Below are 20,732 nucleotides of genomic sequence, written 5' to 3'. Positions count from 1 at the left end.
CGGTTTATCCATTGGAATAGTCTTATCCAATGGATAAACTGCAGGAGTGGTCTTGTCAAATGCTGAACACAGTGATGCACGCGAGCGTCTGCTGGCCCGGCTTCTCGACGCCTTCGAGGGCGGCCCGCCTTCGCCGGACGTGTCGTTGCGCGAGGTCGCTGCCCGTGCCGGCACCAGCCACGCCCTCCTGCGGTACCACTTCGGGTCGCTCTCGGGCGTTTTGGCGGCGATGCTCACCGCGCAGCGATCTCGTGACAACGAGGTGCTTCTCAAGACCGCCGAGCAGGGCACCTTCGATGACCTCGTCACGGCGATCTGGCGGACCTACACCCGCCCGGAGCAGGTTGCACGTATCCGCGGCTTCTTTCACGTCGTAGGACTTGCCGCCTACAACCCAGGGCACTTTCGTGAGTTCATCGATTCGCTGGACGACCTGACCACGGTGCTCGCCTCGCTCGCGGAACGCGAAGGGCACGACACCAAGGAAGCGCTGGGCATGGCCACCGTCGTCGTTGCCGCGCTTCGTGGCCTGCTCTTGCGAGAAGTTCTGAATCCAACAGCCCATTCGGAGGACGCGGTCGCCTTGATCTTGCGCATGAGCAAGCGCTGATGCACGCCGGGGCTTCGCGAAAGAGTGGTCGCGTCTGCCGCTACTCGACCCCCCCGAACCCGTTCAGACGCAGCATTTTCAGCAAAGGCTGCCCAGACGCTATCGACCGCCGCAGTGAACGAGAATGCATCCGTTATCGGGTCGCCCGGCCGACATATTGCGATGATCGGCACTTTCATTGAGGCCGGAAGCAAGCTGGACGTGATTCATCTCATGAAAACATAACCGCTACTGGCAAAATTTCCGCCATCGACAAACCGCGTGACTGGATCACCGCGTGGACACCCTGGCCGGCGCGGGGAGCATCAATTCTGATGTGCAATAGGACGCAGTCCGACATTGCGGTGCCTATGCTGAGAGCACAGTCGATCAGCTACCGGCGACGGGGAGTATGAACGGCCGAAGACTGAGGTTCACCAAGTAATGGGGTTCGGCAACGCAAGGAGTTTGACATGGCGGCCCGGGGGCTAAAGGCGCTCAAGAAAATCATGCAGACAACGTTCGATCCGGAGCTGGTGATTCCGGACGAAGTCAAGGTGACAGAACGTACCGGCGACGACAGTTTGTCTCGGAAAGATCTTTGTCAGCATCCGATTCCTCCTGGTTCTCTGATATGGAAGTATTGGGGGCGTCTCGATGTGGTATTTTTCGGCGGCCCAGTCATGGGCCCAATTGCGGGGGCGTGGCCCCAGATGGCGCAAGCAACCTCGGGTTCTGTTCTTTTCACTGGTGACAGTTCGTTCAGCGCCCGCGCCAAAATATATAAGGAACGAACCCGGAGATCTCGGGAGTACATCTATGGCACGGTGTACGACGCTCCGGAAGAAGCGAAGAAATACGGACTGAAGACTCGGAATATGCACAAGCCCGTCAAGGGCACTCTGCATGACGGTACGTATCACGCCTTGAATTCCGAAACCTTCTACTTTGCGCATGTCACCTTCTTCCATTATCTATTGATAGTAATCATTGAGCAGCTGTATTTCGACGGATCCATGCCGCGGGCGATAAAAGAGCAGATATTTGAGGAATCCAAGGAGTGGTACAGCCTGTTGGGGGTGGATGATAGTTCTCAGCCCGACACATACGACGATTTCGAGCGGTACCTCGACGACATCGAACGTAATCGGTTGGTGAAATCTCAGGTCACGCAGGTCATGCTGGAACAATTTATGGAGCGCCGCCTGGCGCCGTGGTGGTGGCCCCCAGCCATGAAGAAATTTGTGTGGCCATGGTGGGCAGGGCGGCGGCAAGTCGTCGTCAATAGCTATCCGCCCCACGTGCAGGAGCTGTTCAATCTTGAGTGGACCCCCGAGGATGAGGATATTTCTCGCCGCTTTATGCGTATGTATCGGCGGTTCTACGCCGTCGCCGAGCGTCTCCTCCCGCTGAAGTACTTGTACCTACCAATCGCGGTGAGAGGCTTCGAGCGGGAGGGTATCGATCCACGTAAAATCACCCTCGAATCCGCACAGCAAGCACTCCAGGACAGCCGCGCCCGCCGCGCCCCGCGCGAGAGTGCGTCAATAGATGAGGCGAATGAGGTGCCGGCTTCCGGTTAATTAGCCGGCTGGGTGCAGATAGGGTCGCCGGTGATGGAAAACAGTGGCCAAGCAATGCTGGCGGCCCCTATGGAGGCGTTCCATGGGGCTGGCTGGCTTGCGCACGGCTTCCAGATGCAGGCCCACTCCCACACTGACGGCCAGCTGGTGTATGCCGCATCTGGTGTCGTGGCTACGGCCACAGCGCAGGGCACGTGGGTGGCCCCAGCTACCAGGGTGACGTGGACTCCGCCGGGGTTTGAGCACTCCCACCGTTTCTACGGTTTGACCGATGTGCGTCTGGTCGTGATCCCCGCCGAATCATGCGCGGCTCTGATCGGATATCCCGGCGTCTTCATGGTGAGTCCTCTTCTGCGCGAGGCACTTCTAGCGATGACTGATCAGCAAAAGTCGCGCAGCGCTCAAGCGGTCGACCGGCTCCGCGCCGTTGTGATCGATGAGCTGATCGAGGCCCCGGACCAGTCGCTGCATCTGCCCGAACCGCGCGATGACCGGTTGCGAGCCGTCACAGAACTGTTGCGCCTCGACCCGGGGCGGTCGGCAACCTTGGCCGAACTAGGGCGCACCACCGGCGCCAGTGCACGCACTCTGAGCCGCCTGTTTCACGATGAGCTCGGTACGAGCTTCATACGCTGGCGAACCATTCTGCGCATACACCACGCTCTGGCCCATCTCACCAGCGGCCGGTCCGTAACCGACACCGCGATCGAGTGCGGATGGTCGAACCCGACAAGCTTTATCGACGCGTTCACTGCCATCGTCGGTCAAACTCCCGGCCGATACCAAGCCACGCTGGATCCCCGCGGCATCTGACCGCGCGATACGAATCCGCGGTTGGCGACTTTTCAGCATCGCTGGTCCAGTTATCGGTGGGAAGCAATCAAAAAAGACGCCAAAGTGATGACGAGCAGTGCGCCCGCCCGGGGTGCCCGATGACACATCAGGAGCGTTGAACACACGTGAGCCGCAGCGAACAAGACACTGTCGTAGTCATCATCGGCGCCGGCGTGGCTGGACTTACCCTCGGTAACTTCCTTCTTCGCAACGGTATTGATTGCGTCGTGTTGGAAAAGCGCAGCCGCGAGCACGTCGAGCAGCGTCAGCGGGCCGGGTCACTGGACGGTCGTGGCGTCCGCATGTTCCGGGAATGGGGCTTGGCTGAAGTCATCGAAGCTCAGGCTGCCCATGATGACTTCGATTCAGAGGGTATGCCGCTGCGTGTCGACGGACAGGAACGGATATGGAGAGCCCTGGATGTCCTTGACGACGAGCCCGGAATCTTTTGTCCCCAGCAGATTTTGGTCGGCAATCTGATTGAGGTGTTCCTGCGCGACGGCGGCGATCTGCGTTTCGAAGTCGACGTCGCCCTGCACGGACTGGAGTCGCCGCGGCCGACCGTCCGTTATCTGGATGCAGCGGGCACCGACGAGGTGATCAACTGTGATTTCGTAGCTGGCTGCGATGGCTACCGTGGAATCAGTCGTCAATCTATCCCCGCCGGTATTCTCACGAGTTACTCGTACGAGCACGGATACGCATGGCTCGCTTTTCTTTCCGCGGTTCGAGCGGATCCACCCGCGGTGATGGCTGTGCACTCCAGAGGTTTTGCCGCACAAATTACCCGCGGGCCGAATCTGAGCCGCTTCTATCTCCAATGCCCCCTGACCGATGGCCTCGAGCAGTGGCCGGACGAGCGGATTTGGAGCGAAGTCGGCGCCCGATTCGGCGGGCCGCAAGGGGCAACCGGGCCAATCACGGGCAAGCAAATCGTGCCGCTGCGCAACGTCGTACACAGCCCGATGCAGTACAGGGCGCTGTATCTCCTGGGCGATGCGGCCCATTTGGTTTCGCCGATGAGCGCCAGGGGGATGAGCCTGGCGCTCTACGACGCCGAAGTGTTCGCACGCGCGGTCACACACTATGTGCAACAGGCTGATTCGGTCCCGCTCGAGAATTACTCGCAGACCTGCCTGCGTTACATCTGGGATACGCAGGTGCACGCAGTGTGGATTACGAATGTCATGCACGATGCCGGGGACCCCTCCTATGCGGGTGAATTCCGTAAGCGGCTGGCGCGCGCCGAGTTAGAACGCATGATGTCGCCGGTGGATTCTCCTGGTGACTAGAGCCAGCACTCGTACGCTGTGTGCCAGCGGAATCCCGACGTCGTTGACATCGCTAACCTAGGGGTGTGGGCATTTTCGACGCCCGGGTTCACCTGGCTGGGCCGGCGGGACGAACGGCTGCGCGGGAAGGGGATGGGATGTCTCTCGCTCGGCCAGGAGTGTGAGGATTTCTGCGCTCGTGGTGGTTTGGCCGAGGCGAGGGAAGATCTTTTCGATGCTGTGCTGGTGCGAGGCGGGGTCTAGGTCGGCCATGGCATCGGTGACCAGTGCGAGGTGGTAGCCGTGTTCGTGGGCTGAGCGTGCCGTGGATTCGACTCCGATGCTGGTGGCTACGCCGCCGAGAACGATCTGGCTGATGTGGCGGCGGCGCAGGTGTAGGTCGAGGTCGGTGCCATAGAAGGCTCCCCAGTTCCGTTTGGTGACGATGATGTCGTCGGGATGACCGGCCAGCTCGTCGACGATGTGATGCCAGTCCGATGGTGATGTGCAGGTTTGGGCTTGGGGTGGGGGCATGTCGGTACGCCCGGGCGCGGTCGAGCCGTGACGCGATGCCAGCTGCACGAGCACAACGGTGAGCCCGTGGTTGCGAAAGGCCTTGGCCAGCTGTGCTGCGTGCGCGATGACAGGCTGCGCGGGTGCTGCTTGGGCGATCGCCTTCTGCAGATCGACAAGGACCAGTGCGGCGTTGGGGTCAAGGGAGATCAGGGCCATGTGATGGGTGCTTCAGGAGACGGTGTTGGGTAGATCCAGGGACGATGTTGCCGGTCTTTGTGGCGGAATCGTTCGATGTCAGTGCGGTACTGCAGGGTCTGCCCGATGGCATCGAGGCCGCTGAGCAGTTGGTCGCGGGCGCGGGGATCGACGGTGAAGTTGTGGCGTGGGCCTGCCACGGCGCCGACTTGGCAGTTGACCAGGTCGATTTCGATGCGAGGTTGGCTGTGGGGCACAAAGGTCTCCTCGGTCAGTTGTCGGTGGAGGTCCTGTGGAAGGGCTAGGGGTAGAAGGCCATTGCGGATGCAGTTCGTTTCGAAGATCATTGCGAAGCTCGGGGCGATGACAGCGCGAAAGCCGGCATCCCGTAACGCCCAAACAGCGGTTTCCCGCGAGCTGCCGCAGCCGAAGTTCGGGCCAGCCACCAAAATCGTGGCCTGGCGGTATGGGTCTTGGTTGAGGACGAAGCCGGGCTCGGCGGTTCTGTCGGTGCTGTGCCGCCAGTCCAGGAACAGTGCGTCGCGGAATCCGTGTTTGGACAGCTCGGCGGGTTTGAAATGAGATGGGCTGATGGCGTCGGTGTCGACGTTGGCGCGCAGCAGCGGTGCGGCGATACCAGTAACACGGGTGAAGGGTTCCACCGGTCATGCCTGCCTTGGATCGGTGATGCATCCGGCGATGGCGGAGGCGGCTACGGTGGCCGGGCTGGCCAGATGCGTTCGCACCCCGGGGCCTTGCCGGTTCTCGAAGTTGCGGTTGGTGGAGCTGATGACGCGGCTGCCGGGGGCGAAGCGGTCTCCGCCGGCGTAAAAGCACAATCCGCAGCCTGATTCGCGCCACTGGAACCCGGCATCGATGAACACCCGATGGAGGCCTTCGGCCTCGGCTGCTCGGCGCACAGCGGTCGATCCCGGGGTGCAGATCGCGGTCACGCCGTCGGCGACTGTGTGGCCGCGCAGCACTCCGGCGGCGATGCGCAGGTCGCTCAGTCGTGCATTGGTGCACGAGCCGATGAAAGCAGCGTCGACCGCCAAGCCGGTCAGTGATACGCCGGGATGCAGCCCCATATAGTCCAGCGCCCGCTGCGCGGCGGCCGGATCGCAGGTGTCTACCGGATCCGGTACGGGAGAGTCGATTCCGCAGGCGTGCTGTGGACTGGTTCCCCAGGTCACCTGCGGCGACAACGACCCGGCGTCGAGTTGTACGACGCGATCGAAGACGGCGCCCGGATCGGTGCGCAGGTCCAGCCAGGTCCGCGTGGCCAGTTCCCAGCTATCGCCGGTGGGGCAGAAGGGGCGGCCGACCAGATAGGACAGCAGCGTGGCGTCGGGTGCGACGAGTCCGGTGCGTGCCCCGGCCTCTGTTGCCATGTTGCACAAGGTCAGCCGTGCTTCGACGTCGAGTTGCTCGACGCCCTCGCCGGCGAACTCAACGGCATACCCGGTGGCCCCTGCAGCCCCGATGGTGGCAATCAACGCCAGGACAAGGTCTTTGGCGTATACGTGCCTGCCTGCAGCCCCGTGGAATTGGACTTGCAGGGTCGCTGGGCGGTGCATCGCCAGGGTCTGTGTGGCCAGGGCGTGTTCACATTCGGTGACGCCGACTCCCCACGCCAGTGCGCCGACGGCCCCGAGCGTGGGGGTGTGCGAGTCGGCGCAGATCATGGTGGTGCCCGGCAGCGCGATCCCTTGTTCGGGAAAGACGACATGCGAGATACCCTGGCGTATATCGTCGATATCGAACAGGGTGATGTCCTGCCGATGCGCTTCGGCTCGGAATGCCTCGATGAACATGGCCCCGCCGGGTACCGGAGTGGAGGAGTTTCGCCCTGGCAGGGTGTCGATCACGTGATCCATGGTTCCGAAAACAAGGCTTCGGTCGAATATTTCGCGCCCTTCATCTCGAAGCGATCGCAGTGCCAGGCCGCCGCTGCGATCGTGCAGCAGAATGCGGTCGATGTACAGCAGTGAGGCGCCATCTTCGAGCTCCTCGACGACGTGCTGGTCCCAGATCTTGTCGATGATGGTGCGAGGTTGGGTCATCATGCGAGATACCGCTTTTCGAGCTCTTCGATGTCGCGCATGCCGATGAGATCGTGTGCTTCGCGGAAGGGCACGAACAGGTCATCGAGATTGGCGGTGCTGCCGTCGGCCTGGATGCGCTCAAGTGCATGCCGTATGCCGCCCAGTGCCGCCATCAGCAGTGCCCCTGGCAGGCTCACCCGTGCCACTCCCAGGTCCTGCAACTCATGGAACGTCAGGTGGTGGGGCGACTTTCCACCCTCGATGACATTCACTGCGACCGGCCCGTCGATGTTGGCGACGGCCTGACGGATTTCCTCGCGCGAGGTCACACCTTCGACGAAGATCATGGTGGCCCCTGCGTCGAGATACGCGTTGCCCCGCTGGATTACGCCTTCGATGCCTTCCACGGCGAGCGCGTCCGTGCGCGCGTTGATGACAAAATCGGGGTCACTGCGGGCCTCGGCGGCAGCCCGGATCTTGATGGTGGCTTCGTGCAGATCGAGGATGTGCTTACCGTCGAGGTGTCCGCAACGTTTTGGAGTGACCTGATCCTCTAGATTCACGCCCGCGGCTCCGGCATCTTCGAAGGCCTGCACCGTGTAGTGGGTGTTGACGGCATTGCCGAATCCGTTGTCTCCGTCAGCCATCACCGGGATACGCACAGCACGCACGATGCGCGCCGTACAGGCGAGCATGTCGTCCAACGAGATCAGCGAGTAGTCCGGCCGGCCGAAGTGCACCCCGGAAATGGCTGCCCCGCTGCATTGCACGGCGGCGAAACCCGCCTGTTCGGCCAGCTTGGCGCTGAATGGGTCGAAAACTCCTGGCATCACGACAATTTCGGAGGCGTGGATCATCTCGTTCAGTGCCGTGGCAGAACCCATCAACGTGCCCTCTCCGATTCGGTTGGTGTGGTGAACATTCGATCGAGCAGAACCAGGGCATGGTCGATGACCGCGAGTTCATCGTCGCTGTAGGTCTGCTGCAGAACATCGGCAAGCCATTGATCGCGCAGCTGGCGAGTGCCCTCCAGTGCCTCGACGGCGCTGGGTGACAAGACAATTAACTGTCGCCTTGCGTCCTGCGGATCGGATTGGCGATGCACCACTCCGCGCTCCTCAAGGGCGTTCACTACGGCGGCCATAGATTGCCGACGCACACCCTCGGCAACGGCCAGGTCGCTGGTTGATGCCGGACCGCCGTGTGAGAGGCGGCTAATCACCGATATCTGGGATGGAGTCAGGTCCTGGTTGTCGTAGACCTCCTTGAGCCGGCGGCGGAGACGGCTGACCAGTAGCCGGAGGTTGTAGGCGGACCGGACGGCGGTTCGTGATTGCGACTGGGAACGCTGCGGCATATAGGCAGATTAAACTGCGCAGTATTACCTGTCAATTGTGGCTCGGTGCGCTGGTTTGAGGTGCCGTCGCTACCAGACTGGCGAACGCGGTAGGGGGTATATCGCCTAGGAGTCCCAGATCGGACCGAACGCCGGTATTCCGCGTTGCTCGAACCCGTGCACAACCTCTTCGGTGACGGTGCGGTTGGCGACGCAGATGACGGCCTCGGCACCGGACTCGACGTAGGCCTGATAGGCCAGTTGCAGCACATCGGGCTTGCCGAGGGCATCGGTGTCCCAAATGATTGCATCGGGCTGGGCGGCTTCGATTTCTTCGACGAACCCCTCGCCGTAGGTCAGGCGCGGGTTCTTGGTCACCCAGACCAGCTGCGCGGGAACCGAGGTGTCCAACAGGTGGCCGAGCAGGGGACCGATGCCGCTGCCGGTGGCCACGATGACCACCTTGCTGAACAACCGGCGCACATTGGCCACGCCGACGGCTGGGATGCCGCGCACCCACACATGGGTGGGCGGCTTGTCGACGAACTCCGAAGTCCAGTCGCCGGCACGGGAAATCAGCATCCGGTAGCCGGCCGTGCCCGGGGCGGCAGGCACATTGGCGAAGTGGTGCCAGCCCACCAGGGGGTGGCGGCTGATCGCCCGGGTGGTGCCGACGGGGGGAATCCCGCGGTGATCGAGGCTCACGATCATCGCGTGTGACGACGGGCGCGCGCAGCTGACCGGAACGCGACGCAGCAGCAGCCACGGCCAGATGGCCAGCCCCGCGCTGGCCACGACCAACCAGAACGCCGGGGCGGTCAGCATGGCCGCGCCGAACGACCGGTCGCCGCGGTCACCATTGATGACGAACAGGGTGTTGATCCACATCAGGATCAGCGCCGTCCAGCCGCAGAAGCGGTGGGTGATTTCGAAGCGGTCGTGCTGGGCGGCGCGTAGCCGGGGAAGCGCCATCACCACCATGACCGAGAACGTGGTGGCCAGGGTGGCGACGAAGATCGTGTTGACGCCCGACGCATGATCCACACCGGCGACGGCGTCGCGGATCATCGAGGTCGCCAGTGCCAGGTACCACAACGTCCCGGCCACCGCGGTGCCCACGTGCAGACCGCCCAGGTGGTAATACTTGCCCAGCGCCCAGCGCACCTGCAGTGGCCACGACGTCGGTGCCCGGGTGGCCAGCCACGCCGCCGCATTGAGGATGTACTGCTGTCGAAACAGCACAGCGGCTGCCAGATTGGTTTGCGCCATGAAGGCGATGGCCGACAAGTCGGTGTGCTGCGATGTCCACCAGTTCCCGCCGGTGGCCCCGTACAGCGCCCATCCGAGGTTGACGATCATCACAAAAACGATGAGTCGGTTGTAATGCATCACGCGCGGGTGCTTGAGCAATCGCCGCATCAACGGCAAGCGGGGCGCGCAACCCTCGGCCACGGCAGTGGCTGTGTGGGGGAGGCTGGGCTGCGGCACAGCGGCCGCGGGGACATCGGTAAGGCGGGCGTCGGGCCTGGTCAACAGTGCAGTGGTCACTAGGTGCCTTTCAGGTGCCTTGCCGGGCCGGTGACCGGCTCACCTCGAAAGGTATGGCTCCCATGAACACCCGGGCGTCGGGCGAAAGATGCGTCTTGATGGGCGCCTATGGTGCAAACGGTGTAGGAGCGCGGGCCTGCCACACGCGGACCCTCTCGCGACTCAGCCGCCGACAGCGCAGCCAACTCGGCGGTGCGGCGTTGCTCCGCGGCAGCGAGCGGAAAGCGTTAGGCGACACACGAAAACGGTCCCGTGGTGGCTTGGGGCGCGTGCTCCGTCGTTATCCCAAAATTGGTGCGCGAAAGGGCTGTGTCGGCGACCTAGCCTTGGATCATGGGCGAGGGGACAACTGACGGTTCATTGCAACGGGCCTACGAAACGATGGTTTCTGCCGATGTCGGCCCATTCCTGCAAGCGCGCGGCTTCGACGTATCCGGCTCGAGCTTCCAGCGGGAACGCGGACCGCTCTACGACATGATCAACTTTCAGGCCGACTAGAACAACGGCACCATGTCGTGGCATGGATTCTTCGTCAACGTGGGCATCGGATCGGCTGAGGTGGACAGCGCGTGCCCCGGATACGAGCGAGTGAGGCATCCCCTCAAAGGATCACTACTGCAACATCGTTGGGAACATTTGGTACCCGAGCTTCCGTACGAGGTGCGGTTCGACCATTGCACCGACATGCGGCAGTTCGTTGCCGCGAATACGTCACAAGGTTGCACGATTGCTTCGGGCATCAAGACCGTTGGTCGATCTTCAGCCGTGACATCAGCACGGCCGTTGGGCGGCGCTGGGCGCGGGTGCTGCGGGAGCGGGGAGTGCTTGCACCGGCTACTTCCAGTGGTGTCTCCAAGAGCAGTGGGCGACAGTGAAAATCTCGCTGAAGGGTTTGCGTGGTTGAACACGGAATGCGTTGTAAAACAACGCATTCCGTGTTGACCCCGCATATTCGAGCACTGAGTGACGGGTCCTGTGTGAGCTTCAGGACGAGCGGCCGAGCCGGTGGCAGTCTGTCGCTGCACCGGCTTGATTGTGATCACCCGTTATCCCGCCAGGTGAGCACCTGCTTGAGAGATGTGAGGTCGTAACCGTTGTCAGCGGTGAGTTCGGTCTGGAACAACGTGACGCCGGCTTCGCGGAAGGCATCGGCACTGTCGGCGTTCTGCCACAGCGTCGAGCGTAGGATGTCGGCGCCGTTGCGGCCGAACGTCGCCGCCAGCTCGTCGACGCGGTCGCTGGACTTGCGGAACCCGTCGAGGTCTTGGAACGCGTGCCAGATGTCGGCGTGCCGGGCAACCGCGGGCAGCGAGCGCTTGGGCCCCGTGCCGCCGATCAGGATCGGCAGCTTGCGCACGGGCGGCGGTATCAGTGCAGCCAGCCGCTTCTCGATGCGGAGCAGGCTCTCGTCGAACAGATCGAAGCGGGAGCTGAAGGTGCCGAACTCGTAACCGTAAGTGGTGTAGTCCTTTTCGTACCATCCGGCGCCGAGGCCGAGGATGAGCCGGCCGCCGCTGATGTGGTCGACGGTGCGCGCCATGTCGGCGAGCAGGTCCGGGTTGCGGTAACCGACGCCGGTGACGAGGAGCCCGATCTCGGCGTGGGAGGTGATCTCACCCCACGATGCGAGCGCGGTCCAGCCCTCGAAGTTGGCAACGTCGGGCTGCTCGTCGAACAGGACGGGCTTGCCATCGACGATGGCGTCCATCGCCGGGCGGTGGAAGTGGTCGTAACCAAAGATCACGTCGGCACCGAGGTCGTCGGCGGCCAGGACGGCGTCGCGCCACGTGCGGTAGTCGGGTGTACCGCCGGGCTGGACCTGCACGGCGACGCGGACGGGACGGGTCATGGATGCTCCTGAGTCGGGGAAAGGGCGACTCTCGAGCCAAGTTGACTGGGTGCGAATTTATTCCGAAACGCCACGGCGACAAGTTGGTGCGGGTTGCGGCTGATCAACGAGTTTCGCCGATTCTCCGACGCGCCAGGTCACCGGGAACACCGTCACATCCCTGCTGGCCTGGTCACGGTCGCGCCGACGACACCAACAACGAGCACGGCAATCCCACTACGAGCGCCGCGAAAACCACCGAACCCGATCTACGGCTGCAGTATCAGAGGTTGCGAGCAGTTAAAGATCGCATGTCATGCGATGGTTCGCGGACGCTTCGATATGCCACGCTGGATTCGTGAAGCTGATCCGCCGCATCGCTGTCACGGCCGGGTCGGTGACCGCCGTTGTCCTCAGAGTTGCCACTCGCGACAACGCTGCGCGTATGTCCGTGTGCGGCAGTGCATCAGTTGACCTTGACTGGGGATTCCGGAGTCGTTTGAGCACGAACTCAGGAGTCATTACTCGCCTCAAACAGCTTGCTTTGACCACGAATCCGTCGGTGGGGCGGATCATTCGCGGGCTAACCCCGTTAAATGGCGGTTACCGACCGACCGTCGGTATGTTAGCGTGGCGGCATGGGCTCAGAGCATCAGTCGGCGAACGCAGCGCCACCCCCGATGCGGGTGGGGGTAGTGGTGGGCAGCCTGCGCCGGGAGTCGATGTGCCGCAAGCTGGTGCACAACGTGATGCGGCTGGCACCGGCCTCCCTGCGCTTCGAGGTTGTGGAGATCGGAGATCTGCCGCTGTATGACGAGGACCTCGATGACGGTCCAGCACCGTTGGCGTGGAGTCGTTTTCGGGACCAGGTGCGTGCGGTTGACGCGCTGTTGTTCGTCACCCCGGAGTACAACAGGTCGGTCCCTGCGCCGTTGAAGAATGCGATCGACGTCGGGTCGGCGCCCCATGGCGCCAACGTCTTCGCCGGCCGCCCGGCGGGCATCATCAGTCTCTCACCGGGACGGCTGGGGGCCTTCGGCGCAAATCACCACCTACGCCAATCGTTGGTGTTTCTCGACGTGCCGACGATGCAACAACCCGAGGCCTACCTCGGCGGCAGCTATGAGATGTTCGACGACGACGGGATGCTCGCATCGGAGTCGGTGCAGGAGCTGCTGGGCGTCTACCTCGAGCGGTTCGAGCTGTGGACCCGTCGTCATCTCCCGGTGCCGGTGCCATGACGCCGGCCGGACCGGTCAGACGCAGGCTGCCCCCGGCCGAGCGCCGAGCGGGCCTGCTCGATGCGGCATCGAAATTGTTCGTCGAACACGGCGTCGCCGGCACCAGCATCGACGATGTCGCCGACCGCGCGGGGGTATCCAAGGGAGCGGTCTATCACCACTTCGCCTCCAAGGACGACCTCGTTGCTGCCGTCGAACAGCGCTTCGCCACTTCGATCCGGGATAAGGCGCGGTCAGCATGCGCCCATGCCACCGACTTAGAAGCCGCGCTGGCGTCGTGGACGATCGCCGTGGTCAACGGCTACCTCGACGAGCTGGCTCTGCACGATGCTCTGTTTTACGGATGGGCACCGGCCAGCCGGGAAGCGGCTTCCGACAACGTCCTGATCGCCGATCTTCGTCAACTACTCCTCGACACCGGTGCCCTCGTGGACGTCCTCACCGCCGACGTGGCGGCCGGGTTCGCCGTCGCCGGGATCACCACGGCGGTCGACCGGGCGGTGCTGGCCGGCCGCGCCGAACCCCGCGATCCCGTCATCTCCGTTGCGATCGCCTGCACCATCGCAGCCCTCACCGCGGCCCTGCCTGCTGCCCGCTGACCCAGACCCCTCCAATCGAAAAGGCGCACCATGCTCGTTGAGAAGAACCCCACCACCGGACGAACAGTCGACCTGCTCGGATTTGCCATCGAGTTCCTCACCCCACTCGACGACGACGACCAGGACTTCGCCACCATGCGTGGCCGCATCCCCGCCGGCGGCTACATTCCGCTGCACGCCCACGACGAGACCGAATCGTTCTTGCTGGAAAGCGGCAGCCTGCAGGTCCTGCGAATCGACGCCGATGACAACCATCAGTGGGTCACCGCCCAGCCTGGCGATTACGTCCACATCCCCAACAACGTGCCGCACGCCCTGCACAACCCCGGAACCACAGACGCCGTTCAGTTGATCGGGGGCACACCTCGGCTGGCCCGGTTCCTGCGCGACGCCGCCACCCCCGACGATGCGCCAGTGGAGTGGTCGTTCGCTGACGGCGCTGCCCGCATGCAACAGACCGCCGAACGTTACGGATACTGGCTGGCCTCGCCTGCGGAGAACCAGCGCTACGGCATCACGCTGTAGCCAACGACGATTGGCGCTCACGACCAGCGGTGTGGCGGGGGTGCACACTTCGGCGGCCGCTGGTATGAAACGACCCATTCGCACTTGGCCAAGGTGTGCACCGCGGCGGCGTCGACGTGGGCATTGGCGTCGAAGTCCCACGCCCGCAACGACTTGTCGCGAGGGAGCCCCTCACCCAGAGCTCTGGGTGAGGGGCCTCTGTGATGGCCTCAGAACGCGGTGTCAGGCTCACCGGTGGTCGGGTTGTCGAAGTCGTCGGTCCCCGACGCGGTGTGCGCGGTGTCGTGACCTTCACCGACTCTGACGCAGCCGGCGGTGCAGTCCTGCATCACGATGGTTTCGGGTCCGCCGTGCACCACCCGCCATTTCCACGCAGTTTGGGTGACGTTCTGCTGGACCAGCACCTCGGCGCGGTCGCCGACCGTGCAGTTCATCGTCCGGTCTCCGGAGTCGGTGGTTTCGTGCAGCATTTCCTCGTCCGTGAGCCCCAACGGGTTTCGGATCAACCGCACGCCGAAGCGCTCGGTCTTGTCGTAGGCCTGCAGTCGCTCGGCGATGCCGGCCAGGACGATGGCGTCGTCGTCGCTCAGGGGTTCGGTGTCGCCGAAATCGTCAGGCTCCGCGAACTCCATGCCGACCATGCCTAGGCCGTCGGCCTGATCGTAGAAACGGACGGCTGTCGCACTCAGCTGCCCGAACGCCGACCGGTCGATGGGCGAGGTCTTGGTCCCACGCGGTGAACGCACGGTCTGCTCGACGAACACCTCGCCCGGTTCAGGAAGAAAGTGTTTGTGCAGCAACCAGATTCCGAACCGCTGCCAGGCATCGGTGGTCACCAGGTACTGGCCCAGCTCTTCTAGGCAGGCGCGATCGTCGGCGTGTAACTCTCCGACGTCGGTGGCGTCCATATCGCGCAACGCCTTGTAATCCTCAACATCATGATCCCGCATGACCAGCATCGCGAAGCTCCTTAAGTATGTGATTGTCGAAGAGATTTCCAACCAGACCGGTGGATAATGCCGATGCTAAACAACGGCGGGCGTCGCATGGCTGGTTTGTCAAGAACTGGGCAGCCATCCCTGTTTGCTACCTGCCGTTCATCTGGAGTTTGGTCGCAGCCCAATCCCGCTGTGCGAAGACGACTCTCAGTGAACTGACAGCTTCAGTTCGATTGTTCGAACTGCAGCCGGTGCAGCTCGGCGTAGACGCCGTTGCGGCGCAAGAGCTCTTCGGGCGGTCCGTCCTCGGCCACGACGCCGTTCTTGATGACGACGATCTTGTCCGCGTCGCGCAACGTGCTGAGGCGGTGCGCGATGGTGATGACCGTGCGACCGGCCATGAGTCGTTCCAGGGCCTCGACGACGAGATGCTCTGACTCTGCATCCAATGCCGCCGTTGGCTCGTCGAGAATGAGGATCGGATTGTTGCGAACCAGTGCGCGGGCGATCCCGATGCGTTGGCGTTGGCCACCGGAGAGCGTCGAGCCACGGTCGCCGACCAAGGTGCCATAGCCGTCAGGCATGCGATCGATGAACTCGTCGGCATTGGCCAGCTTCGCGGCCTCGACGATCTGCTGCTCGCTGGCGTCCGGGCAGCCAAATGCGATGTTGTCGCGGATGCTGCCACGCAATAGCACGGTGTTCTGCAGGACGAACGCTATCTGGGTGCGCAACCCGTGCAGGGTGTAGTCAGAAATGTCGACACCGTCGATGGTGATCCGGCCGCCGGAAATGTTGCGGAACCGGGGGATAAGGCTTACCAGAGTGGACTTCCCGCCACCGGTCGGGCCGACGATGCCGACCATCTGCCCGGCTTCGACCGAGAACGAAATATCTTGCAGTACAGGAGCCTTGGTGTCGTAGCTGAACGAGACATGCTCGAAGGTGATCGCACCCTTGAACGGTGGCGGATCGATGGGCGAGGGCCGCTCCGGGATGGTCACGTCGGCATCGCAGACCGCGGTGACACGCTGGAAGCCCACCGATACCTGGGCAATGGTGTTCGTCATCTGCGACAGCGTCCGTACCGGTTGAAAGAACCGTGCGAGGTAGGCGAGAAAGACGGTGAGTGCCCCCGCCGTCATACCTCCGTGTAACACGAGAAGAGCGCCGCGCCAAAGCACCAGCCCGGTGCATGCGGCAATGACCACGCCGACGACCGGAGTGAGCAGCGCTGACACCCGCCGGGTTTTGAGCCACGCGGAGACGGTCTCCTGGCTGACGGTCTGGACCTTCCGATCGGTGTAGTCCTCGCGGGAGTACGCCTGCACCACCTCGATGGACTGGAGTCCCTCTTGCAGTGTGGCCAGGAGATCAGACTGCCGCGTCCGTACCTCAGAGACCGCCACCTTGATGGCCCTGTTGACGCGGACCAGAAAGATGACCAGCACCGGGGTGATGGCGAGTGCAATGAGCGCGAAATCCCAGCGCAGAATCACCATCACGACGGCCATCGCGACGAGGGTGAGCGTGTCCGTCAGTATGTTGAGCGTAGAAGTCGATGCGAAATTCTGGATCGTCTGAACGTCGGTGGTCAGGGTGCTCAGGATGGTGCCGACCCGATTGGCGTCGTAGTACGCCAGGGATAATTCCTGCAGGTGGTGGTACAGCCGAACGCGGAGATCGTTTCCAATGCACTGGCCCAGTCGTTCGGTTGTATAGCTTGCGACATAGAAGGAGGCCCCGCTGACGAGGGCGATCACCACCGTGGCCACGCCCGCCGCAGCGGCGATGTGTGCCTTCTCGTGGCCGCCCATCATGGGCACCAGCCACGCGATCCACGCCGGCGGCGGGTCGCCGGCCACGACGTTGTCCAGCACTACCTTCAGAGGCCATGGCAGGGCCAGACTCATGAGCATCGAGACCAGGGTGGCTCCCAGGATGACGGCGATCAGCCGACGGTGGGCCAGTAAGAGTTCGCGAAGTAGAGGGGGCACGGCAGGTCGTCTCCTGTTTGCGGTGCGATGGCGGAACGGTAGCAGCGCCGGGCCCTGGCCATATTGATGTTCGACAAACGTTAAGGTCGGCGCGCGCATCGGGGTGAGAATCGTCCGGTGACCGAATCCGATCCCGTGACCGACCGGCACGACCGCTATGACGTCGTATTGGCCTCGGCGGCATTGCTATTCGAGAACGGCCAGTCCACCGAGATGGTTGCGACCGCGGTGCAGCGACTCAATCGGGGGCTTGGTGTCGAGGCGGCCATCGACCTGACGTGGTCAGCGTTGACGCTGACCGCCGCGGACTCGCGCGATGTGATGCGTGCGGTCTCCGTGAAGCCCGATGCCGTGAACATGTGCCGAGTGGCCTCGCTCATGACGGTGGTCGACCAGGGGGAGGACGGTCCGCTCGAGGTGGCGGAGGTCAAGTCCGCAATTAAGACGGCGAGCGCTCTTCCCGCTTCCGCGACCGTCATCTTCGCCGCCGCCTGTGCCACCGGCGCGTGTGCGTTGAGCGTGATCTTTGGCGTGACCAGCGCACTCGCGGTCCTGTTGATCGCCTGTACTGCAGCTGCGGGTGGCTTCGCGCGACGCTGGCTCGGCGCGCGTGGGGTCGGGCCGCTGGTACAGGCATTCGTCGCCGCTGCAATCGCGGGGGCAGTCGGGGGTGTCGCTGCGAACCTGGGGATGGGAGCTGGAGCTGGGCTCGTCGTCCTGTGTCCGGCAATGGTTTTGGTGCCCGGACCGCATATTCTCAACGGCACCCTGGACCTGCTGAATCTACGCATGACACTGGGCACCGCCCGGCTCGGATTCTCGGCCCTGCTGCTCACCGGCATCGCAGGCGGCCTTCTGCTCGGGCTGGCGGCCTTCGGTCAGACCATCGCGGTCACCGCACCGTCGAACTCTGCGAATTGGTATCTCGACCTTGTTGCCGCCGGCGTGGCCGCCGCGTCATATGCCGTCTATTGGTCGATGCCGTGGCGGATGACCGCGTGGCCGGTGCTGGTCGGGATGGCCGCTCACGCGCTGCACTGGTGGGCGGTAAATCGGGGCGCAAACCTGGCGGTGGCCGCATTCGTGTCGTGTCTGCTGGTAGGGGCGTTGTTGTCGCCGGCTGCGACGCGGCTGCGTATTCCGTTTGCGGCCATCGGCTTCGCTTCCGTCGTCGCGCTGGTGCCAGGTGTCTTCGCCTTCCGGGCGCTGAGCGGATTCGTTCAGTTCAGCAATGAGCCGTCGGCCGCGCTTCTCGTTGCGACGGCCGCTGACCTCAACACCGTTGTGCTGACCGTTGCCGCCATGGCACTCGGTCTGTGCGGTCCGAAATACCTTTTCTTGATGGGCTTTTCCGCGATCCGGCGGAGGGCACACAGCACTTGACCGGCCATCGGCCGTGCCCTAGCTTCCCTGTCATGGGCATTTCTCGCAGGACGGCGTCGGCCGGCTCACTGACCACTTTCACGTGCCCCGGCCACTGACCACCGGTTCCCGGGCCCATGTTCACCCCGTCGATCAACTGGGGCAACCAGCCTGCTGAATCGGCGGTGTGGATCGTCCACGCCTGGCTGATCAGCGCGATATGCGTTCTCGCCCTTGGTGTTCTGCTGATCCGATACCTCACCTGGGCGAAGCGGTTCTGGCGCGTCACCGGTTCGTATTTCACCGGTCGGGGGAGTTGGCCCGCCTGGGGCATGCTCGCGGTGCTGCTGCTGTCAGTGATCCTGGAAGTGCGTCTCGCCGTGCTGCTCAGTTACTACAACAACGACCTGTTCTCGGCGCTGCAGGTCGCGTTCCACGCGACGGGTGCGCACAACGCGGCGGAACGCGACTCCGGCATCCACGGCTTCTGGATGGCCATCGTCACCTTCTGCATCTTGGCGACGATCCACATCGTGCGGATCGTGTTCGACACCTACCTGACGCAGCGTTTCATCATCCGCTGGCGGGTGTGGCTCACCCGTCGGGTCACCGGCGACTGGCTGGCGGGTCAGGCGTATTACCGAGGCCGGTTCGTGGAGCCCACCGTCGACAACCCGGATCAGCGCATCCAGCAGGACATCGATGTGTTCACCACCGGGGTGGGTACGAGTCCGAATGTTCCGACGTACTACTCGCAGAGCATGCTGCTGTTCGGCTCGATCAACTCGGTGGTGTCGGTGGCGTCGTTCGCGCTGATCCTTTGGCGACTTTCAGGCCCTCTCAATGTTTTCGGCGTCGCGCTTCCGAAAGCGTTGTTCTGGGTCGTCCATCGCGTACGTGCTCATCGCATCGGTAATCGCGTTCCGGATCGGACATCCGCTCATCCGGCTGAGCTTCCGCAACGAGCAGACGAATGCAGCGTTCCGCTATTCGTTGGTCCGCTTGCGCGACGCCGCCGAGTCGGTCGGCTTCTATCGTGGCGAACGCGCGGAGGGCAAACTCCTGGAGAGCAGATTCTCCGTCGTCATCTCGAACTATCGTCACTACGTCCGCAGGACGCTCGGGCTGATCGGATGGAATTACTCGGTAACCGAGACCATCCTGCCGTTGCCCTACGTGTTGCAGGCACCGCGATTGTTCGCCGGAACGATCAAGCTCGGCGACGTCACCCAGTCCGCCGGCGCCTTCGGCAAGATCGAGTCGGGTTTGTCGTTCTTCCGCAACGCCTACAGCCAGTTCGCAAGCTACGAAGCCGCGATCATCCGGCTCCATGGGTTGGTTGAAGCCAACGAGCGGGCCCGCCAACTGCCGGTCCTGGCGGCACTGCCAAGCACTGGCGGCGCAGTTGCCCTGGCTGGGGTCACGGTGTGTACGCCGGGAGGGCGCCTGTTGATCGATGCCCTCGATCTGCGTTTGGAACCAGGTGAATCACTGGTCGTCACCGGTCCGTCGGGCAGCGGGAAGACGACGCTGCTGCGCAGTCTCGCCGGACTTTGGCCTGCGGCCACCGGTGAGTGGGTTCGACCGGCGGACAACGGGGCCACGATGTTTCTTTCACAGATGCCGTATCTACCACTCGGCGATCTGCGGACGGCAGTATCGTATCCGGCCGAATCCGGCGACGTCCCGGACGAGTCGCTGAGGGACGCTCTCGCCCGGGTTTCGTTGGCGCACTTGCGTGATCGGCTCGATGAGGAGCGCGACTGGGTGAAGCTCCTGTCGCCAGGCGAGCAACAGCGCATCGCGTTCGCCAGGGTGCTGTTGGCGCGCCCGGTCGCCGTGTTCTTCGACGAAGCCACGTCCGCTCTCGACGAGGGCCTGGCGTTCGGGCTGTATGAGCAACTGCGAACCGAATTGCCCGACGCCGTCGTGGTCAGCGTCAGCCATCATCGCGCGCTGGAAACACAACACCAACGGCGGCTGGAGCTCCTGGGTGGCGGCGCGTGGCAGCTGAGCGCGATCGGAGCACAAGCGTAGGCCGAGTTGAGTATCCGTTGGTCACTCGGTGGACGTCTCACGCCACAGATCGATGCCGCCTTCTTGTGCGAACTTGGCGGTTGCCGCGAATTCGTCGTCCGGCGGCAATGGCTGCCAAACCTCGGACGTTCGCCAGGTTCTGTTCGGACCGGAAATCACGGCTGAAGGTGCCGGCGGTGTTCGCCCTACCTCCAGGCGCATCGCTGCGAGCGAATCTGTCGGTGGGCAGTCCCTGGGCGTGCGCCGAGAATCCGATACAGCCCGCGCCGAGTTCGTCGATAGTGCCCA

General features: G+C 63.3%; 18 protein-coding genes and 1 pseudogene. 10 read left to right on the top strand and 9 right to left on the bottom strand.

Translation table 11 applies throughout. The features are described from left to right. Positions 1 to 46: 46 nt before the first annotated feature. The 4 genes from A5784_RS30120 to A5784_RS30105 all read left to right on the top strand — a co-directional run bounded on the left by A5784_RS30120 (position 47) and on the right by A5784_RS30105 (position 4,298). Complete coding sequence (locus tag A5784_RS30120; RefSeq protein ID WP_064948515.1) at positions 47 to 610, top strand: TetR/AcrR family transcriptional regulator; 564 nt, start codon at positions 47 to 49, stop codon at positions 608 to 610. Between the two features lie 452 nt (positions 611 to 1,062). Beyond that, positions 1,063 to 2,172, top strand: a complete 1,110-nt coding sequence (locus tag A5784_RS30115) for an oxygenase MpaB family protein (RefSeq protein WP_064948514.1) — start codon at positions 1,063 to 1,065, stop codon at positions 2,170 to 2,172. A gap of 372 nt (positions 2,173 to 2,544) precedes the next feature. Continuing rightward, a complete protein-coding gene (locus tag A5784_RS39440; protein WP_232006300.1) occupies positions 2,545 to 2,985 on the top strand; it encodes a helix-turn-helix domain-containing protein in 441 nt (146 codons plus the stop codon). Positions 2,986 to 3,131: 146 nt separating this feature from the next. Further along, the gene (locus A5784_RS30105; protein ID WP_064948512.1) at positions 3,132 to 4,298 is read left to right on the top strand and encodes a 4-hydroxybenzoate 3-monooxygenase; all 1,167 of its coding nucleotides are present in this window, start codon (positions 3,132 to 3,134) and stop codon (positions 4,296 to 4,298) included. Between the two features lie 57 nt (positions 4,299 to 4,355). On the opposite strand, the gene A5784_RS30100 is transcribed toward A5784_RS30105, so the two are convergent. The 6 genes from A5784_RS30100 to A5784_RS30075 all read right to left on the bottom strand — a co-directional run bounded on the left by A5784_RS30100 (position 4,356) and on the right by A5784_RS30075 (position 9,917). After that, positions 4,356 to 5,009 carry an isochorismatase family protein gene (locus A5784_RS30100; protein ID WP_082945168.1) on the bottom strand — a complete coding sequence of 218 codons (654 nt, stop codon included), beginning with the start codon at positions 5,007 to 5,009 and terminating at the stop codon, positions 4,356 to 4,358. Next, on the bottom strand, positions 5,000 to 5,650 hold the full coding sequence (gene leuD, locus A5784_RS30095) for a 3-isopropylmalate dehydratase small subunit (protein ID WP_064948511.1): 651 nt from the start codon (positions 5,648 to 5,650) through the stop codon (positions 5,000 to 5,002). Before leuD ends, A5784_RS30100 begins: the two co-directional genes overlap by 10 nt. A gap of 3 nt (positions 5,651 to 5,653) precedes the next feature. Beyond that, complete coding sequence (locus tag A5784_RS30090) at positions 5,654 to 7,054, bottom strand: 3-isopropylmalate dehydratase large subunit (protein WP_064948510.1); 1,401 nt, start codon at positions 7,052 to 7,054, stop codon at positions 5,654 to 5,656. After that, positions 7,051 to 7,917, bottom strand: coding sequence for an isocitrate lyase/PEP mutase family protein (locus A5784_RS30085; RefSeq protein ID WP_064948509.1), 867 nt, complete (start codon positions 7,915 to 7,917; stop codon positions 7,051 to 7,053). The genes A5784_RS30090 and A5784_RS30085 overlap by 4 nt, the downstream gene beginning before the upstream one ends. Beyond that, entirely contained in the window at positions 7,917 to 8,390 is a 474-nt protein-coding gene (locus A5784_RS30080) for a MarR family winged helix-turn-helix transcriptional regulator (RefSeq protein WP_064948508.1), read from the bottom strand. Before A5784_RS30080 ends, A5784_RS30085 begins: the two co-directional genes overlap by 1 nt. Before the next feature lie 105 nt (positions 8,391 to 8,495). Continuing rightward, entirely contained in the window at positions 8,496 to 9,917 is a 1,422-nt protein-coding gene (locus tag A5784_RS30075) for an FNR domain-containing protein (RefSeq protein WP_082945167.1), read from the bottom strand. Between the two features lie 333 nt (positions 9,918 to 10,250). On the opposite strand from A5784_RS30075, the gene A5784_RS39435 reads away from it, so the two are divergent. Next, positions 10,251 to 10,415, top strand: coding sequence for a DUF4304 domain-containing protein (locus tag A5784_RS39435; protein ID WP_232006299.1), 165 nt, complete (start codon positions 10,251 to 10,253; stop codon positions 10,413 to 10,415). Positions 10,416 to 10,956: 541 nt separating this feature from the next. On the opposite strand, the gene A5784_RS30070 is transcribed toward A5784_RS39435, so the two are convergent. Further along, complete coding sequence (locus A5784_RS30070; protein WP_064948507.1) at positions 10,957 to 11,766, bottom strand: LLM class F420-dependent oxidoreductase; 810 nt, start codon at positions 11,764 to 11,766, stop codon at positions 10,957 to 10,959. A 617-nt stretch (positions 11,767 to 12,383) separates the two neighbouring features. Between A5784_RS30070 and A5784_RS30065 the strand changes: the two genes are divergently transcribed. The 3 genes from A5784_RS30065 to A5784_RS30055 are packed head-to-tail and all read left to right on the top strand — an operon-like array spanning position 12,384 to position 14,110. Further along, on the top strand, positions 12,384 to 12,986 hold the full coding sequence (locus A5784_RS30065) for an NADPH-dependent FMN reductase (protein WP_082945166.1): 603 nt from the start codon (positions 12,384 to 12,386) through the stop codon (positions 12,984 to 12,986). After that, entirely contained in the window at positions 12,983 to 13,585 is a 603-nt protein-coding gene (locus tag A5784_RS30060) for a TetR/AcrR family transcriptional regulator (RefSeq protein WP_064948505.1), read from the top strand. The genes A5784_RS30065 and A5784_RS30060 overlap by 4 nt, the downstream gene beginning before the upstream one ends. A 30-nt stretch (positions 13,586 to 13,615) precedes the next feature. Continuing rightward, on the top strand, positions 13,616 to 14,110 hold the full coding sequence (locus A5784_RS30055; RefSeq protein WP_064948504.1) for a cupin domain-containing protein: 495 nt from the start codon (positions 13,616 to 13,618) through the stop codon (positions 14,108 to 14,110). Between the two features lie 209 nt (positions 14,111 to 14,319). Here the strand turns inward: A5784_RS30055 and A5784_RS30050 are convergent, their stop codons facing one another. Next, positions 14,320 to 15,069: a hypothetical protein gene (locus A5784_RS30050; RefSeq protein WP_064948503.1), complete on the bottom strand. Its 750-nt coding sequence runs from the start codon at positions 15,067 to 15,069 to the stop codon at positions 14,320 to 14,322. 203 nt (positions 15,070 to 15,272) lie between these two features. Next, complete coding sequence (locus tag A5784_RS30045; protein WP_064948502.1) at positions 15,273 to 17,045, bottom strand: ABC transporter ATP-binding protein; 1,773 nt, start codon at positions 17,043 to 17,045, stop codon at positions 15,273 to 15,275. A 117-nt stretch (positions 17,046 to 17,162) separates the two neighbouring features. On the opposite strand from A5784_RS30045, the gene A5784_RS30040 reads away from it, so the two are divergent. Both A5784_RS30040 and A5784_RS30035 read left to right on the top strand, forming a co-directional pair. After that, a complete protein-coding gene (locus tag A5784_RS30040; RefSeq protein WP_064948501.1) occupies positions 17,163 to 18,428 on the top strand; it encodes a threonine/serine exporter family protein in 1,266 nt (421 codons plus the stop codon). 116 nt (positions 18,429 to 18,544) lie between these two features. Next, positions 18,545 to 20,444: pseudogene (locus A5784_RS30035) on the top strand (ABC transporter ATP-binding protein/permease). The last annotated feature ends 288 nt before the right edge of the window (positions 20,445 to 20,732 follow it).

The sequence above is a fragment of the Mycobacterium sp. 852013-50091_SCH5140682 genome (assembly GCF_001665685.1).
Lineage (GTDB): Bacteria > Actinomycetota > Actinomycetes > Mycobacteriales > Mycobacteriaceae > Mycobacterium.
The sequence above is the reverse complement of the archived record's forward strand: the minus strand, read 5'-3'. Positions and strand labels throughout refer to the sequence as shown.